General features: G+C 73.4%; 16 protein-coding genes and 1 tRNA gene. All 17 read right to left on the bottom strand.

Annotation, left to right across the window (positions count from 1 at the left end; genetic code table 11):
• Positions 1-3: 3 nt before the first annotated feature.
• The 17 genes from ACFV8H_RS08970 to ACFV8H_RS08890 all read right to left on the bottom strand — a co-directional run bounded on the left by ACFV8H_RS08970 (position 4) and on the right by ACFV8H_RS08890 (position 15,580).
• A complete protein-coding gene (locus tag ACFV8H_RS08970; RefSeq protein ID WP_380397737.1) occupies positions 4-1,686 on the bottom strand; it encodes a phospholipase in 1,683 nt (560 codons plus the stop codon).
• A 218-nt stretch (positions 1,687-1,904) separates the two neighbouring features.
• Positions 1,905-2,321 carry a peptidase inhibitor family I36 protein gene (locus tag ACFV8H_RS08965; protein ID WP_380397735.1) on the bottom strand — a complete coding sequence of 139 codons (417 nt, stop codon included), beginning with the start codon at positions 2,319-2,321 and terminating at the stop codon, positions 1,905-1,907.
• Between the two features lie 215 nt (positions 2,322-2,536).
• A tRNA-Met gene (locus ACFV8H_RS08960) sits at positions 2,537-2,610 on the bottom strand.
• 102 nt (positions 2,611-2,712) lie between these two features.
• Positions 2,713-3,795 carry a hydrogenase expression/formation protein HypE gene (gene hypE / locus ACFV8H_RS08955; RefSeq protein WP_380397915.1) on the bottom strand — a complete coding sequence of 361 codons (1,083 nt, stop codon included), beginning with the start codon at positions 3,793-3,795 and terminating at the stop codon, positions 2,713-2,715.
• Between the two features lie 13 nt (positions 3,796-3,808).
• A complete protein-coding gene (gene hypD, locus ACFV8H_RS08950) occupies positions 3,809-4,951 on the bottom strand; it encodes a hydrogenase formation protein HypD (protein ID WP_380397733.1) in 1,143 nt (380 codons plus the stop codon).
• A complete protein-coding gene (locus tag ACFV8H_RS08945) occupies positions 4,948-5,241 on the bottom strand; it encodes a HypC/HybG/HupF family hydrogenase formation chaperone (RefSeq protein ID WP_380397731.1) in 294 nt (97 codons plus the stop codon). The genes hypD and ACFV8H_RS08945 overlap by 4 nt, the downstream gene beginning before the upstream one ends.
• A gap of 6 nt (positions 5,242-5,247) precedes the next feature.
• Positions 5,248-7,569: a carbamoyltransferase HypF gene (gene hypF / locus ACFV8H_RS08940; protein WP_380397729.1), complete on the bottom strand. Its 2,322-nt coding sequence runs from the start codon at positions 7,567-7,569 to the stop codon at positions 5,248-5,250.
• The gene (gene hypB / locus ACFV8H_RS08935) at positions 7,566-8,360 is read right to left on the bottom strand and encodes a hydrogenase nickel incorporation protein HypB (RefSeq protein WP_380397728.1); all 795 of its coding nucleotides are present in this window, start codon (positions 8,358-8,360) and stop codon (positions 7,566-7,568) included. The genes hypF and hypB overlap by 4 nt, the downstream gene beginning before the upstream one ends.
• Positions 8,361-8,365: 5 nt before the next feature.
• Positions 8,366-8,746 carry a hydrogenase maturation nickel metallochaperone HypA gene (locus ACFV8H_RS08930; RefSeq protein ID WP_380397726.1) on the bottom strand — a complete coding sequence of 127 codons (381 nt, stop codon included), beginning with the start codon at positions 8,744-8,746 and terminating at the stop codon, positions 8,366-8,368.
• Between the two features lie 116 nt (positions 8,747-8,862).
• On the bottom strand, positions 8,863-8,967 hold the full coding sequence (locus tag ACFV8H_RS08925; RefSeq protein ID WP_380397724.1) for a DUF6893 family small protein: 105 nt from the start codon (positions 8,965-8,967) through the stop codon (positions 8,863-8,865).
• Complete coding sequence (locus ACFV8H_RS08920; protein WP_380397722.1) at positions 8,961-9,503, bottom strand: hydrogenase maturation protease; 543 nt, start codon at positions 9,501-9,503, stop codon at positions 8,961-8,963. Before ACFV8H_RS08920 ends, ACFV8H_RS08925 begins: the two co-directional genes overlap by 7 nt.
• Positions 9,500-10,882: a hypothetical protein gene (locus ACFV8H_RS08915; RefSeq protein ID WP_380397720.1), complete on the bottom strand. Its 1,383-nt coding sequence runs from the start codon at positions 10,880-10,882 to the stop codon at positions 9,500-9,502. Before ACFV8H_RS08915 ends, ACFV8H_RS08920 begins: the two co-directional genes overlap by 4 nt.
• Positions 10,879-11,523 (bottom strand): DUF6084 family protein, encoded by a 645-nt coding sequence (locus ACFV8H_RS08910; RefSeq protein ID WP_380397718.1) that lies wholly within the window; start codon positions 11,521-11,523, stop codon positions 10,879-10,881. Before ACFV8H_RS08910 ends, ACFV8H_RS08915 begins: the two co-directional genes overlap by 4 nt.
• Positions 11,520-12,167, bottom strand: coding sequence for a DUF5947 family protein (locus ACFV8H_RS08905; RefSeq protein WP_380397716.1), 648 nt, complete (start codon positions 12,165-12,167; stop codon positions 11,520-11,522). The genes ACFV8H_RS08910 and ACFV8H_RS08905 overlap by 4 nt, the downstream gene beginning before the upstream one ends.
• Positions 12,164-12,631, bottom strand: a complete 468-nt coding sequence (locus ACFV8H_RS08900) for a thioredoxin (protein ID WP_380397714.1) — start codon at positions 12,629-12,631, stop codon at positions 12,164-12,166. The genes ACFV8H_RS08905 and ACFV8H_RS08900 overlap by 4 nt, the downstream gene beginning before the upstream one ends.
• A complete protein-coding gene (locus tag ACFV8H_RS08895) occupies positions 12,628-14,415 on the bottom strand; it encodes a nickel-dependent hydrogenase large subunit (protein WP_380397712.1) in 1,788 nt (595 codons plus the stop codon). Before ACFV8H_RS08895 ends, ACFV8H_RS08900 begins: the two co-directional genes overlap by 4 nt.
• Before the next feature lie 118 nt (positions 14,416-14,533).
• Positions 14,534-15,580: a hydrogenase expression protein HypE gene (locus ACFV8H_RS08890; RefSeq protein WP_380397710.1), complete on the bottom strand. Its 1,047-nt coding sequence runs from the start codon at positions 15,578-15,580 to the stop codon at positions 14,534-14,536.
• Positions 15,581-15,617 lie beyond the last annotated feature (37 nt).

The raw sequence follows: 15,617 nt of genomic DNA, 5'->3' as shown, positions 1-15,617 counted from the left end.
GGCTCAGCCCTGGCAGAGGCCGCGGCTGTAGTCGAAGGTCGCGGCGGCCTGCGAGTACTGCCACTGCGGGGCGAGCAGCTGCTGGTCCAGCTGCGCGGCGGCGGTGCGGTTCTCCACGACGTAGCCGAAGTCCTGGAGCCAGGCCGGGTAGAGGTTCTTGGAGCCGATGAAGAAGGCGGAGCCGTCGACCGAGACCAGCTTGTGGTGCAGCGCGTACGGGTGGCCGTCGGCCCAGGTCGGGGCGGAGGAGGCCCGGAACGGGGCGAGTTGGAGGTTGCGGCACATCGCGGTCCGGGCCTGCGCCGGGTCGCCGAGGCGGGCGGTGAGCCGGGCCGCGAGGGTGTCGCTGATCTCGTTCAGGGACTTGATCTGCGAGTAGCCGCCGCTGCCGACCGCGCCGCGGTTGCCGGGGTCGCTGACCACGATGCGGACCTTGACCCCGTCGGCGAGCTTGCCCGCGAGCAGGTCGAAGAGCCGGGCGTCGTAGCGGGGCATCGGCGGGCAGGTGCCGGTGACGTCCTGCTGGGAGATGTCGATCCGGCCGGTGGCGCCCGCGATCAGGGCGCGCAGCGCGTTCTCCTCGGGGTTGACCGTCTCGTAGTCGCGGTCGTCGTTGGTGCGGTCGGGCAGGCCGATCGGGCCGCACTTGACGTCGGCGGGCCGGGCCGTCCGGTCCGGGCGGTAGTCGGAGGCGGGGTCCTCGTCGGTGATCCCGACGCCGAGGCCTCCGATCGCGATCACCGGGACGTTGCCGGTGGCGGGCACCTGCCCGACGGCCGGGTTGCGGCGCTTCTCCAGGTCGGGGGTGCAGCTCGCGCCGTTGGTGGAGGCGAACCACGCGGCCGAGAGGACCCCGGTGTTGCGGCAGGTCCAGTCCCACAGGGTGTCCAGGTACGCACCGGCGGAGGCGGCGGCCGGGCCGGTGAGCGCGAGGTCGACGTCGGTGACCGGGTGGGCGGTGTCGAGGTAGTCGCCCTTCCAGTTGTTGATGCCGCCGGTGATGACGCTCTGCCCGTCCACCACCAGCAACTTGGAGTGGTTCCACGAGAACGCGGTTTTCGCGGTGGTCATCGAGGCGACCTCGATGGTGACGCGGCCGGCGGCGCTGCCGAGCCGGGCCACCAGGTCGTCCCGGTACTTGGAGGGCAGTGCGGTGATGTTGAGCAGCGGCGCGGCGCCGGCGAGGACCCGCACGTGCGGGGTGTTCCCGGCGGCCACCGAGGCCTTGAGGCCGTCGGCGATGGCGTCCTGGAAGGCACCGTCCGGGAACGGGGCGAGGGTTGATATGTCGACGGTCCGGGTGGCCCGTCCGATGTTCTCCCGCATCTTGTCGAGCAACTGCTTGGTACCGGTGCGCTCGGTGCAGGAGGCGTCGCCCCAGCAGCCCGGCGTCTGCAGCAGCCACCCGCCCGGGTTCCCGGCCGGTGCGTCGAGCCGGTTGCCGGCCGTCCGCTGCCAGACCGTTCCCTCCAGCCCGGGCGACACCTGACGCAGCGTCCGCTCCACCGCGTCCAGGTACGGAGTGGCATCGGCGGGCGAGGCCGGTGCGGCCGGGACGGTCGACGTCGGCACCGGGGCCGGGTCGGCGAAGGCGGGAGCGACGGGCAGCGCACCGACGGCGGCGGCGAGGGCCAGCGCGGTACCGGCCAGACGGCGGCCGGAGCGGCGGGAGTGAGGAGAGAGCACGTACGAGTCCTTCATGCGAGGCCGGGGACGTTCACCCGGACGACACCCTTAAATTACCCTAAAGTAACCAAATCCGCTGTCAGGGTCCCATCAATACCGTCAACTCGACCGCACACCAGCCGACTTCACGCCACCTCACCCTGATGGCCACTCAGCCGCCGAAGGCAAAGAGGCCCCCGCACCGATCCGGTGCGGAGGCCTCCCGTGCCAAGGTCCGGTCAACTCCAGAGCTGGGCGTCCTTGTTGTAGGTGTAGTCGAGCACGTCGGAGTAGCCCGCCCGGTAGTAGTCCCAGGTCCCGTCGTCCGCGACCACGGCCACCGTCTGCCCGGTGTTGTTGACCAGCGAGGCGGCGTTGTCCGCCACGGTCTGCCCCCAGCCGGCGCCGTTGTTGCCCCAGTGGCCGAAGTGGGCGCTGCGCAGGTCGACGGTCTGCCCGACCGACCAGTTCTCCCACGCGCCCCAGCCGTACTGCGGCGAGTGGAAGTAGAGGCACACGTTCCCGCTCGGGCAGGCCTCCGCCCCGGTCGGCTGGGACGCGGCCGACGCACCCCCCGTCGCCATGCCCGTCGCTCCGAGCGTCAGCGCCACCACGGCGGCGACCTCGGCCGTACGGCGTCCGATCCTGATCCGCATTGCGTCCCCCTGGAAGTCCACGGTGCCCGACGAACCGGCGGCCGACGGCCCTGAGCAGACCCCCGGCCGAACCCGCGCAAGGCTCGCACGATCGGCCCCGCCCCACCAGAAGTGCCGGTGCCTCCGCTTGTGTGGACTTCTCGGCGCGGCACCGCCACCGGACGCAAAAAGCCGGGGCCGACGCACCAAGTGCGCCGACCCCGGCTCCTACTGAGTAGCGGGGACAGGATTTGAACCTGCGACCTCTGGGTTATGAGCCCAGCGAGCTACCGAGCTGCTCCACCCCGCGTCGATGTCTCAACCATAGACCACGGCCGGGCGAAAACGGAAATCGGTTTCCCGGTGGGCCCGTCGAGCCGGCCGGACGCCGGTGGAGCCACGATCGGCGCGGTCAGCAGATCCGCGGGAGCTGCTCGCCCAGCGGCAGGTCCACCACCCGGGTGCCGCCGAAGCCGGTGCGGGCGACGACCATCCCGGGGTGGTCCTCGACGCACTCGCCGATCACCACCGCCTCCGCGCCCAGCGGGTGGGCCCGCATGGCGGCGAGCACGGCGTCCGCCTCGGTGCGCGGGACGAAGGCCACCAGCTTGCCCTCGTTGGCGATGTACATCGGGTCCAGGCCCAGGATCGCGCAGGCGTTGGCCACCGGGTCCGGGACGGGGACGGCGCGTTCGCTCACAACCACGCCCACCCCGGCCGCCGCCGCGATCTCGTTGAGCGCCGCCGCCAGCCCGCCCCGGGTGGGGTCCCGCAGCACGTGCAGGTCGCGGGTCGCCGCGAGCATGGCCTCCACCAGGCCGCCGAGCGCCGCGCAGTCGCTGCGCACCTCGACCCCGAACTCCAGCCCCTCCCGGACGCTCATGATCGCCACCCCGTGCAGCCCGATCGGCCCGCTGACGATCACCACGTCGCCCGGGCGGGCCCGCTGCGGCCGGATGTCGACCCCGGCCGGGACGAGCCCGATGCCGGCGGTGTTCAGGTAGACGCCGTCGCCGTGCCCGGCCTCGACCACCTTGGTGTCGCCGGTGGCCACCTCCACCCCGGCGGTGCGGGCGGCCGCGCCGAGCGCCCGGGCCACCCGGTCCACCACGGCCAGCTCCACCCCCTCCTCCAGGATGAAGCCGCAGGACAGGTAGGCCGCCCGGGCCCCGCTCATGGCCAGGTCGTTGACGGTGCCGTTGACGGCGAGGTCGCCGATGCAGCCGCCGGGGAAGAACAGCGGCCGCACCACGTAGGAGTCGGTGGAGAACGCCAGCCGGGCGCCGCCCAGTTCGAGCACGGCGGAGTCGCCGAGACCGGCCAGCGCCCGGCTGCCGTAGGCGGGAGCGAAGATGTTCTCCACCAGCTCGGCGGACATCGCCCCGCCGCCGCCGTGCCCCATCACCACCCGGGGGTGGTCGCGCAGCGGCAGCGGGCAGCTCCAGCCGGAGAGGTCCGGCGCACCGGCCGCACCGGCGCCGCCGGACGGTTCGATGAGCAGGTCGGTGTCAGCCAACGGGGCTCGCCTCCTGGACGGGGCTCGGCGTGCTCGGCCCGGTCGGCGTGCTCAGCCGCCGGTAGAGGTAGTACGCGGCGCAGGCCCCCTCGCTGGAGACCATGGTGGCGCCGAGCGGGGTGCGCGGGGTGCAGACGGTGCCGAAGGCCTCGCACTCGTGGGGCTTGAGCAGCCCCTGGAGCACCTCGCCGGCCCGGCACGCGGCGGGTTCGCTGGTCCGAATGCCCCCGACGTCGAAGCGGTGCTCGGCGTCGTGGTCCCGGTAGCGCGGGGAGAGCCTCCAGCCGCTCTGCGGGATGACGCCGATGCCGCGCCAGGCCCGGTCGGTCACCTCGAAGACGTCCTCCAGCATGGCGCGGGCCGCCGGGTTGCCCTCGGGACGGACGGCCCGCGGGTAGGCGTTGTCGACGGTGTGCTCGCCGCGCTCCAACTGCCGTACGGTGCGCCGGATCCCCTCCAGGATGTCGAGCGGCTCGAAGCCGGTGACGACGATCGGGACCCGGTGGCGCTCGGCCAGCGCGGGGTACTCGTCGGTGCCCATCACGCTGCACACGTGCCCGGCGGCCAGGAAGGCCTGGACCCGGCACTCCGGCGAATCCATGATCGCCTCGATCGCCGGAGGCACCCGGACGTGCGAGACCAGCATGCTGAAATTGCGCAGGCCCTGCTTGCGGGCCAGGTGGACGGCCATCGCGTTCGGCGGGGCGGTGGTCTCGAAGCCGATGCCGAAGAAGACCACCTCCCGGTCCGGGTTCTCCCGGGCGATCCTCAGCGCGTCGAGCGGCGAGTACACCACCCGGACGTCGCCGCCCTCGCCCCGGACCCGGAACAGGTCGCGGTCGGTGCCGGGCACCCGCAGCATGTCGCCGAAGGAGCAGAAGATCACCCCGGGGCGGGCGGCGATGGCGAGCGCCCGGTCGATCACCTCCAGCGGGGTGACGCACACCGGGCACCCCGGGCCGTGGATCAACTCGACCTCGTCCGGCAGGAGTTGGTCGATGGCGTGCCGGATGATGCTGTGCGTCTGGCCGCCGCACACCTCCATCAGCGCCCACGGCCGGGTGACCGTCGCCCTGATGTCGGCGAGCAGGCCCTCGGCCAGCTCGGGGTTGCGGAACTCCTCCAGGTACTTCACCGTCCCGCCTCCTCGACCGCCGCGGGGTTGCCCGCCGCCTCCCATGGATCGCCGAACTCCTCCTGCAGCAGCCCGAGTTCCTCGAACAGCTCCAGGGTCCGCCGGGCCGACTCCTCGTCCAGGCGCTGCAACGCGAACCCCACGTGGACGATGGCGTACTCCCCCACCGCCAGGTCGGGCAGGTACTCCAGGCAGACGTCCTTGACCACCCCGCCGAAGTCCATCACCGCCATCCTGGTCCCGTCGCGTTCCTCGATCTCCGTCACCCTGCCGGGCACCGCCAGACACATCCGCTGTCACTCCTCCCGGGCGGCCGACGACCGGCCGGCCACCATCAGCTGGCCGAGCGCCAGCCCTCCGTCGTTGGGCGGCACCCGGCGGTGCCGCAGCACGGTGAAGCCGTCCTCCCCGAGGCCGCTCGCGCAGGCCGAGGAGAGCAGCGCGTTGGCGAAGACCCCGCCGCTCAGCGCCACCGTCGAAATCCCGTACTCCCGGCGGACGTTCGCGCATACCCGCCGGACGGCCCCGGCGACCGCGCCGTGGAAGCGGGCGGCGATCAGCCCGGTCGGCGCGCCCGCCGCCAGGTCCGCCAGCACCCCGGCCAGCACCGGCCCGGGTTCGACGGTCCAGCCGCCCGCCCGCTCCACCAGCCCGAAGGCGTAGCCCGCCGCCGGGCCGCACTCCACCGGGCCGAACTCCACTGCGGCCGCCTCCAGTTCGATCGCCGCCTGGGCCTCGTACCCGGCCCGGTGGCAGACCCCGGCGAGCGAGGACACCGCGTCGAACAGCCGGCCCATGCTGGAGGTCGGCACGCAGTTCAGCCCGCGCTCCAACTGCTGTTCCAGCAGCCGCAGTTCGTCCTCCGGGCAGGCCAGCACCGGCGGCAGCCCGGCCGCCCAGGGCAGCCCGGCGGCGCGCAGGTGGGCGAGCGCCGTCCGGTACGGGCGCTCGACCGCGGCGTCGCCGCCCGGCAGCGGCACGTAGCCGAGGTGGGCGACCCGGCGGTACCCGTCGTAGTCGGCCAGCAGCACCTCGCCGCCCCAGATCGCGCCGTCCTCGCCGTAGCCGGTGCCGTCGAAGGCGATGCCGAGGACCGGCCGCCCGCCGTCCAGGCCGTGTTCGGCCAGCACGGCGGCGACATGGGCGTGGTGGTGCTGCACCCGGCGCACCGGGCGGCCGGCGGCGGTGCGCTCGGCGTGGTGCAGCGAGCGGTAGCCGGGGTGCCGGTCGGCGACCAGCAGTTCGGGCCGCACCCCGCTGACCAGGCCGAGCTGCTCCACCGCCCGGTCGAAGGCGCGCAGGGTGGCCAGGTCGTCCATGTCGCCGATGTGGCCGGACAGCCAGGCGTAGCCGTCGCGGGCGAGCGCGAAGGTGTTCTTGAGGTCGCCGCCGACCGCCAGCACCGGCCGGACGGGCACCGGCAGCGGGAGCGGCAGCGGGGCGTACCCGCGCGAGCGGCGCAGCGGCAGCAGCTCGCCGTCCACCACCCGCACCACCGAGTCCTCGCAGGGCACGTGGATCGGCCGGTCGTGGCCGAGCCAGCCGTCGACCAGCGGGGCGAGCGCACTCAGCGCGTGCCGGTCGTCGGTGACGATCGGCTCGCCGGAGAGGTTGGCACTGGTCATCACCAGCAGGTCGGGCCCGGGGGCGGCGAGCAGCAGGTGGTGCAGCGGGGTGTACGGGAGCATCACCCCGAGGTCGGGGCTGCCCGGGGCGACCGCCGGGAGCTGCGCCGTGAAGCCGCCGGGGCGGCGCAGCAGGACGATCGGCCGGACGGCGCCGGTGAGCAGTTCCCGTTCGACCGGCCCGACCGCGGTCAGCGCCTCGACGGTGGCGAGGTCGCGGGCCATCACGGCGAAGGGCTTGTCGCCGCGCCGCTTGCGCCGCCGCAGCAGGGCGACGGCCGCGGCGTCGCGCGCGTCGCAGGCCAGGTGGTAGCCGCCGATGCCCTTGACGGCGAGGACCGCCCCGTCGGCGAGCAGCCGCCGGGCCTCGCCGAGCGCGTCCTCACCATCGAGGTCGGCGCGGCCGGGCACGGTGAGGGCGAGCCGCGGCCCGCAGGCGTGGCAGGCGACGGGCTGGGCGTGGAAGCGGCGGTCGGCCGGGTCGGTGTACTCCCGGGCGCAGTCCGCGCACATCGGGAAGCCCGCCATGGTGGTGTTGGCCCGGTCGTACGGCAGGCCGGTGACGATGGTGTGCCGGGGGCCGCAGTTGGTGCAGCTGATGAACGGGTGCCGGTGGCGCCGGTCGGCGGGGTCGGCGAGTTCGGCCAGGCAGTCGGCGCAGACGGCGACGTCGGGCGGGATCAGGGTGGCCCGGGGCCCGTCGGTGCGGGAGGGGGTGATGGCGAACCCGGTGGCGCCGGTGACGGCGAGCGGCGCGTGCTCGACGGCGGCGACCTGGGCGAGCGGCGGGGCGTCGGCGGCGACCCGGCGGCAGAAGGCGTCCAGGGCGGCCGGGCTGCCCTCGACCTCGGCGAGGACGCCCTCCCCGGTGTTGGTGACGCTGCCGGCCAGGCCGAGCTCCCCGGCCAGCGCGAAGACGAAGGGCCGGAAGCCGACGCCCTGCACCAACCCCCGGACGGCGACCCGCCGTCGTTCGCGGTCGAGCGCCGTCACGGCGTCCCCGGCACGGCGTGCGAGTGCTCCGCGTGCGCCTGCCCCGCGTGCGAGTGCGCCGCGTGCGGGTGCCCCGCGTGGGCGTGCTCGCCCTGCCCGGCCGCCATCACCGGCCGGTGCGGCGCCGCGCCGTCCAGCACCGCCAGCGCCCGGTCCAGCAGCGCCCCCACGCCGTCCCCGGTCCGGGCCGAGGTGGGCACCACCTCCACCCCGGGGTTGACCCGCTGGACGTTCGCCAGGAACGCCGCCTCGTCGAACTCGGCCGCTGCGGCGAGGTCCGCCTTGGTCACCAGCACGAGGTTGGCCAGCCCGAACGCGGTCGGGTACTTGAGCGGCTTGTCCTCGCCCTCGGTGACCGAGGCGAGCACGACCCGCAGCGATTCCCCGAGGTCGTAGGAGGCCGGGCAGACCAGGTTGCCGACGTTCTCCACGAACAGCAGCCGGCAGTCCTGCGGCAGCCAGCCGTCCAGGTGCCCGGCGAGCATCCGCGCCTCCAGGTGGCAGAGCCCGTCGGTGAGCACCTGCTTCACCGGTGCGCCCGAACGGGCCAGCCGCAGCGCGTCGTTCTCGGTGGCGAGGTCGGCGGTGAGCGCGGCGACCGGGATCCCGCGCCGCCGGGCCAGCCCCAACTCGGCTTCCAGCAGGGCGGTCTTGCCGCTGCCGGGGCTGGAGAGCAGGTTGACGGCGACCGTCCCGCGGGCGGTCAGTGCGGCCCGCAGCTCGTGGGCGCTGTCGTCGTTGCGGGCGAGCACCGCCCGGCGGAGGTCGACCGTGTGGCCCGACTGGCACATCGGTTTCAGCCTTTCTGTTCGGCCGGGACGCCGGGGCCCGCGGCCCACTCGACGTCGAGGATCTGGAGCTCGCGCCCGGCGAGCAGCTCGACGCCCACGCCGGAGCGGCAGTCCGGGCAGCCGAGGTCCGGCGGCATGCCGACGGCCCATTCGACGGCGCAGGGCGAGCAGCGGGCGCGCGCCGCGACGGGCTCGGTGTCCAGCACCGCGCCCTCCACCAGCGTTCCGGCGCAGGCGAGTTCGAAGCAGAAGTCGAGGGCCTCGGGCACCACGCCCGCCAACTCGCCGACCTGCAGCCGGACCCGGGCCACGCCGGCGGCCCGGTGTTCGCGCGCGGCCGTGTCCACCTGCTCGACCACGGCGGCGGCGATCGACATCTCGTGCATCGGTCCCTTCCCACGGCGGGCGGCAACGCGCCCCATTACAGGGGGCGGTGGCGGCGACGGCTCGAAGCCGCGCCGCCACCCGGTCCGGGGCTGCACCGTTCGCAGCAATCCGCGGCTCACATCCGCGAGATCCTCAGGTACCGCTTGAGGTCCGGCAGGCTCTGCCAGACCAGTGCGCCGATCCCCGCCAGCAGGGCCGCGCAGAACAGTTTCCTCAGCATGGTGTTGTCCTCCTCTCGGACTCCGTACTCACCGGGTCCGGACTTGACGCATCCGCCCGCACCGCCTCCTCGACGGCCGCCAGCACCATCCGGACGGCCCCGTCCACGGCGGCGGCCACCGGCTCGCTCAGCCCGATGCCCTCCTCCAGCGAGGCCGGCTCGCACCCGACCACCAGCACCCGCCCGGGCGGTTCGGCCCCGGTGCCGGCGGCCAGCGTGGCGAGCAGCCCGACCACGGCGTCCGGTCCCATCCGGTGCCCGTCCAGGGCGGGCACCTCCAGCGGCTCGGCGGCCGCCTCGATGAGGTAGAGGGTGCCGGGCGGGCCGCCCCGGCAGGTGGCGTCCACCAGCACGGCCGTCCGGTAGCCGTCGAGCAGCCGGTACGCGAGGTCGACGCCGCGCACCCCGACGTCGACCGCCTCGACGCCGTCCGGCAGCTCGACGCCGGCCAGCCGCCGGACGGCCTCCACGCCGAACCCGTCGTCGCCGAGGAAGATGTTGCCGACCCCGGCGACCAGCACCGCGCCGCCGGTCACGACTCCTCCAGCGGGGTGACCTCGTCCGGCTGGAAGTAGCGGAACCGCCCCTGGGCCCGCCACAGGTCGGCGCCCGGGTCGTCCTCGACCGTGACGGCGAGGTGCACCGAGCCGTCGACGTCGTGCAGCACGGCTTCCACGAGGGCGGTGCGCCCGTCCAGGAAGAGGTCCTGGGCGTCGGTGCGCCGCCGCCCGGGCCGCAGCAGCACCCGGCTGCCCGCACCGACCTGCCGGCCGTCGACCAGCACCTTGTCCCGCTCGGGGTCGACCGCCGGATCGTTGCCGGGATCCCACCAGGGCTGTTCGGAGTCCGTCCCGGAGCCGGTGATCTCGCGCAGGCCGCGGACGGCGCCGTGCAGCCGTTCCAGCACCTCGGGCGGCATGGACTCGGCGAGGTCGATCACCGCCCCGGCCCGGTCGTCGGTGCCCCGGGCCTCGCGCTTCTCCTCCTCGGTCAGCGCCGCCGTGCGCAGGGCCAGGATCTCGTCGATCTCGGTGGCGTCGTAGAGGGTGCCGAGGCTCTCCGGGGCGATCCGCGGGTGGTCCTCCAGGATGATCGGCGAGGAGAGCATCACCTGGTACCCGCCGTCCGGGCCGGCCAGCACCGGCCAGGTGCGGTCGTTGCGGCACCGCTCGACGGCCGGGCGGGCCCACTCGGGCGGGTCGGTGACCGAGACGAAGCGGCCGTGCTCCAGCCCGAGCAGCAGGTGGGCGGAGACCAGCGAGCGCGCCAGCGCCTCCTCCCGCCCGGCCTTGCGGCGCGGTGTCCAGGCCGAGACGTTCTCCACCTCGGCGGTCAGCCGCTGCGCCCGGTACGGGCCGGGCAGTTCCTTCATCCGCAACCGGACCAGCCCGTCGACCTGTTCGCGCCGCCGCACCAGCCGGCCGACGGCGCTGCCGTGCTCGTGCACCAGCTCGGTGGAGCCGACGCCCGGCAGCCGGAAGTCGCGCTGCACCCCGGCACCGGTCAACTCCTCGACGGGCACGAGCAGTTCGATCCGCTCCTCGACTCCCTCGTCCCATTCGACCAGCACCCGGTCGGCCAGCTCCAGCCGTTCCACCGACTCGAACCCGCCGCCGTCGGTGGCCCGTTCGACGGTGCGCCGCTGGACCCGCAGGAACCGCAGCTCGACCGCGAGCCGGTCGCCCTGCCGCGCCTCCGTGACGCACTCGGTGCGCTGGTGCGAGTGCTCGCCGCCCTGGCGGGTGTACTCGGGCGGCACCAGCACGCCGAACTGCCACCGCAGTTGGTTCTTGGCGGCGGACGCGCGGTACGGGTAGAGCACGTAGCCCTCCAGCAGCACCGCGTCGGCGATCTGCCGGGCGCCCGCGAAGCCGCGCTCGATCCCCTCGGGGAGCTCGGCCGTGAGCCCGCTCACCGGACTCCCTCCCGCACCGCCGCGGTGGCGAGCAGGTCGCGCACCGTCGCCTCCCAGGAGGGCAGCGCCCGCCGGGAGCGGTGCGCCAGCAGCTCGTCCATCAGGTCCTCCGGCAGTCGCAGCCAGCCGCACCCGGGGAAGTGCTGGTCGACGGCCTCCCGCCAGACCCGCACCGGCATCCGCACCCGGGCCTCCTGGTCCCAGGGCACCGGGGTGACCTGGAACCCGCCGGGGCCGGCGAAGGCGGTGCCGGAGAAGAGCAGCAGCAACGGCATCTCACCGCCCTCCAGGGCCCGGAAGTACCGGGCGCAGGCGACCTCCAGGTCGTAGCTGCACGGCACCACGAGGTCGGCCTCGGTCTCGCCGGTGAAGCCGGGCACCAGCAGCGGCACGGTGGCGAACTGGATCGGGTTGAGCGTGCTCCCCCAGCGCTCCCGCTCCCCGAACAGGTCGCCCAGCCGCTCCCCCTCGGCCTCGCCGTACGGCCGGCGGGCGGGTTCGATCCGCAGCTGGCACTGCAGGGCGAGGGCGTGCACCCGGGTGTCGGCGGGCCCGGTGATCCGCAGCCGGAACACCAGGGTGGGCCCGGCCGCGTACGGGTCGGAGCGCACGCCGGTGCAGGCGAAGCCGAGCTTCGTCATGCCGTCACCGCCACGGTCAGCGGGCGGGCCCGGAGGGCCAACCGGCCGAAGAAGGCGTCGAGTTCGGCCCGGGCCTCGGCGCCGCCGTCGAAGCCGTGCCAGCACCGGCGGAGCCGGCCGACCAACTCGTAGCAGACGTCGATCGGCACCAGGTAGCAGGCGACCCGGCCTTCGGTGCGGCGCAGCAGCAGCGCCTCCACGTCCGGCTCCAGGGCGGCGGCCAGCCGGCTGGTGCCGAGGGCGCGCTGCCAGGCCTCCTCGTCGACCTCGCTCTCGGTGGCGCCGGCCGGGCCTGGGTAGAAGGCGAGCAGCCGGTCCAGCACGGCGTTGCGGAACAGGAAGACGGTGCCGACCGGGACGCCGAGCACCGACCAGACCCGCTCGTCCAGCGCGCCGTCCGGATCGTGCAGGTAGCGGTCGGGCACCGTGCGGTAGCGGCCGCCGGCCGCGCCGTGCTGCTGGAACAGCAGGCCGCAGGCGGTGCAGGTGCAGGCCAGGGAGCGTTCCTCGACGTCCACCAGGTGGCGGTGGCCGGGCGGCAGGTCGTGGCCGCAGAGGCCGCACTGCTCGGGCCGCGGGGGCGCCGGCTCGCGCAGCCGGCGCAGCAGGGCGGTCCCGTCGCGGGAGACCCTCCGGGTGTTCATCGCGCCTCCGCGGGCTGGGGCGGGCGGGTGCCGATCTGGAGCAGCTGCGGGGCGCGCTCCAGGTCCAGGGCCGTCACCTCGGGGGCGTGGCAGGCCAGGGCGGCCTCCACCTCCTGCTCGCCGCAGCCGCAGCCGGAGGCGGTCCGGCGCAGCCGCAGGGTGCCGGTCTCCGGGGCGAAGCCGAGCACCTCGATCCGCTCGGGCAGGTTGGCGAGCGCCCGGTCGATCCGGGCGGTGACGTCCTCGGGGTGGAGGTCGTGCAGGAGCAGCAGTCCGGCCACCGCCGGGTCGTCCAGCATCCGTTCCAGGGCGGGCGGGGGCAGTGCGGGGACCAGTCGGGCCAGGCCCTCGCCGTAGAACTCCATGAGCTCGCGGACGAGTTGCTCGCCGGCCTGTTCGGCGTCGCTGCCGGCCAGGGCGTCCAGGGCCTGCTGGATCCGCTGCCCGGTCTGCTCGGCCGTCATGCGGTGAGCCCGCTCAGGCCGGTGGGGACGTGCATGGTCTTGAGGGTGCGGCCGTTGCCGACGTACATGTGCACGCCGCAGGGCAGACAGGGGTCGAAGCTGCGCACGGCGCGCATGATGTCGATGCCCTTGAAGTTCTCCGGGGAGTTCTCCTCGAAGATCGGCGTGTTCTGCACCGCGTCCTCGTACGGGCCGGGGGTGCCGTAGCTGTCGCGCACGCTGGCGTTCCACGGGGTGGGCGGGTACGGGTGGTAGTTGGCGATCTTGCCGTCGCGGATCACCATGTGGTGCGAGAGCACGCCGCGCACGGCCTCGGTGAAGCCGCAGCCGATCGACTCGTCCGGCACCTCGAAGCGCTCCCAGGTCTGGGTGCGCCCGGCGCGGACCTCTTCGAGCGCCTTCTCGGCGAAGTGCAGGGCGGCGGCGGCCGCGTAGGCCTGGAAGTAGGTGCGGGCGCGGTTGCGCTCGATGGCATTGCTCCACTGCGGGATCTTCCACTCGAAGGTGACCTCGGGCTTGGTCATCGAGCGGGGCAGGTTGATCTGGACGCTGTGGCCGGTGGCCTTGATGTAGCCGATGTCGACCAGGCCGGACAGCGCGGTGGACCACAGCCGGGCGATCGGGCCGCCGCCGGTGTCGAGGGCGAGGTGCTCCTTGCCGTCGAACCAGCGCGGGGACATCACCCAGCTGTACTTGTCGTCGAAGTGGCGCTTCTGCGGCTGCGGGATGGTGTGCTGGTTCCACGGGTGCCGGGGGTCGACGGGGTTGCCCAGCGGGTCGTGGGTGACGAACAGTTCCTTGCCCTGCCAGTCCTCGTAGTAGGAGCTGCCGAGCAGGATCCGGATGCCGAGGTTGATCTCGGTGAGGTCGTTGGTGACCAGCTTGCCGTCGACCACGACGCCGGGGGTGACGAACATCCGCCGCCCCCAGTCCGTCATGTTGCGGTACGTGAAGTCGCAGTGGTCCGGGTCGTTGAGGCTGCCCCAGCAGCCGAGCAGCACCCGGCGCCGGCCGACCTCCTCGTAGCCGGGCAGGGCCTGGTAGAAGAAGTCGAAGAGGTCGTCGTGCAGCGGCACGACCTTCTTCATGAACTCGACGTAGCGCATCAGCCGGGTCAGGTAGTCGGTGAACAGCTGCACGGTGGCGACGGTGCCGACGCCGCCCGGGTAGAGCGTGGAGGGGTGCACGTGGCGGCCCTCCATCAGGCAGAACATCTCCCGGGTGTAGCGGCTGACCTGGAGCGCCTCGCGGTAGAACTCGCCCTCGATCGGGTTGAGCGAGCGCATGATGTCGGCGATGGTCTTGTAGCCGTGGTCGCCGGCGTGCGGGGCCTCGGTGCGTTCGGCCAGTTCCAGGACGCCGGGGTTGGTCTCGCGGACCATCTTCTCGCAGTAGTCGACCCCGACCAGGTTCTCCTGGAAGATGTTGTGGTCGAACATGTACTCGGCCGCCTCGCCGAGGTTGATGATCCACTCCCCCAGGTGCGGGGGTTTCACGCCGTATGCCATGTTCTGGGCGTAGACCGAGCAGGTGGCGTGGTTGTCGCCGCAGATCCCGCAGATCCGGCTGGTGATGAAGTGGGCGTCGCGCGGGTCCTTGCCGCGCATGAAGACGCTGTAGCCGCGGAAGACCGACGAGGTGCTGTAGCACTCCGCGACCCGCTTCTGCTTGAAGTCGATCTTCGTGTGGATGCCCAGGCTGCCCACGATCCGGGTGATCGGGTCCCACGACATCTCGGTCAGGCCGCTGCCGTCGCCGGCCGCCCTGGTCATCGGTGTTGCCATCGTCTCTGGGTGTCCTTGTCTCGGGGGTCTACGGGTTCGGCGGGGTCGGCGGGGTTCGACGGACCGGGCGGTGGCCGACGCGGGCCGCACACCGGGAGGGGTGTGCGGCCCTCCCCCGTCACCAGGGCGGGCGGTAGCCCGTGGTCAGGTGACGCCCGGTGCGGCGCCACTTCGGTTCCTTGTCGACGGTCTTCTGGGTGATCGCGCGCAGCCGGCGGATCAGCGAGCCGTACGCGGCGCTGGCACCCGTCGAGATGTGCGAGCCGGGCGGCGGGTCCATGAAGGGCATGAACTTGTCGGGGAAGCCCGGCATGGTACAGGCGATGCAGATGCCGCCGACGTTCGGGCAGCCGCCGACGCCGTTGATCCAGCCGCGCTTGGCGACGTTGCACTTGACGACGGGGCCCCAGCAGCCGAGCCGCACCAGGCACTCGGGGGTGCCGTAGTCGGTGGCGAACTGGCCCTGCTCGTAGTACCCGCCGCGGTCGCAGCCCTCGTGCACGGTGGCACCGAACAGCCAGGCGGGCCGCAGCTTGTCGTCCAGCGGGATCATCGGTGCCGAGCCCGCCAGTTGGTACAGCAGGTAGGTGAGCGTCTCGGCGAAGTTGTCGGGCTGGATCGGACAGCCCGGCACGCAGACGATCGGCAGCCCGGCCTTGGACTTCCAGTCCCAGCCGAGGTAGTCCGGCACGCCCATCGCGCCGGTCGGGTTGCCGGCCATCGCGTGGATGCCGCCGTACGTGGCGCAGGTCCCGATCGCCACCACGGCGGTCGCCTTGGAGGCGAGCCGGTCCAGCCACTCACTGGTGGTGATGGGCTGGCCAGTGGCGGGGTCGTCACCGAAGCCGCACCAGTAACCCTCCTTCTTGATCTTCTCGTTGGGGATCGACCCCTCGACGACCAGCACGAAGGGTTCGAGCTCGCCGCGGTCGGCCTTGAAGAACCACTCGACGAAGTTGTCGGCGCCCTGGACCGGCCCGCACTCGAAGTCGATCAGCGGCCAGTGCACCGCGATCTTCGGCAGACCGGGCAGCGCGCCGGTGACGATCTCCTCGATGCTCGGCTGCATCGCGGCGGTCAGCGAGACGGAGTCCCCGTCACAGCTGAGGCCGGCGTTGATCCAGAGAATGTGCACCACGTCGGTGTCGGTTGTTGCAGCACCCATGAGGATGCCTCCTCGGGGATGGGAGCCGGACGAAAAT

The organism is Kitasatospora sp. NPDC059827, from assembly GCF_042731675.1.
Classification (GTDB): Bacteria; Actinomycetota; Actinomycetes; order Streptomycetales; family Streptomycetaceae; genus Kitasatospora.
Note: the sequence above shows the minus strand (reverse complement) of the source record. Positions and strands in the feature narration are given on the sequence as shown.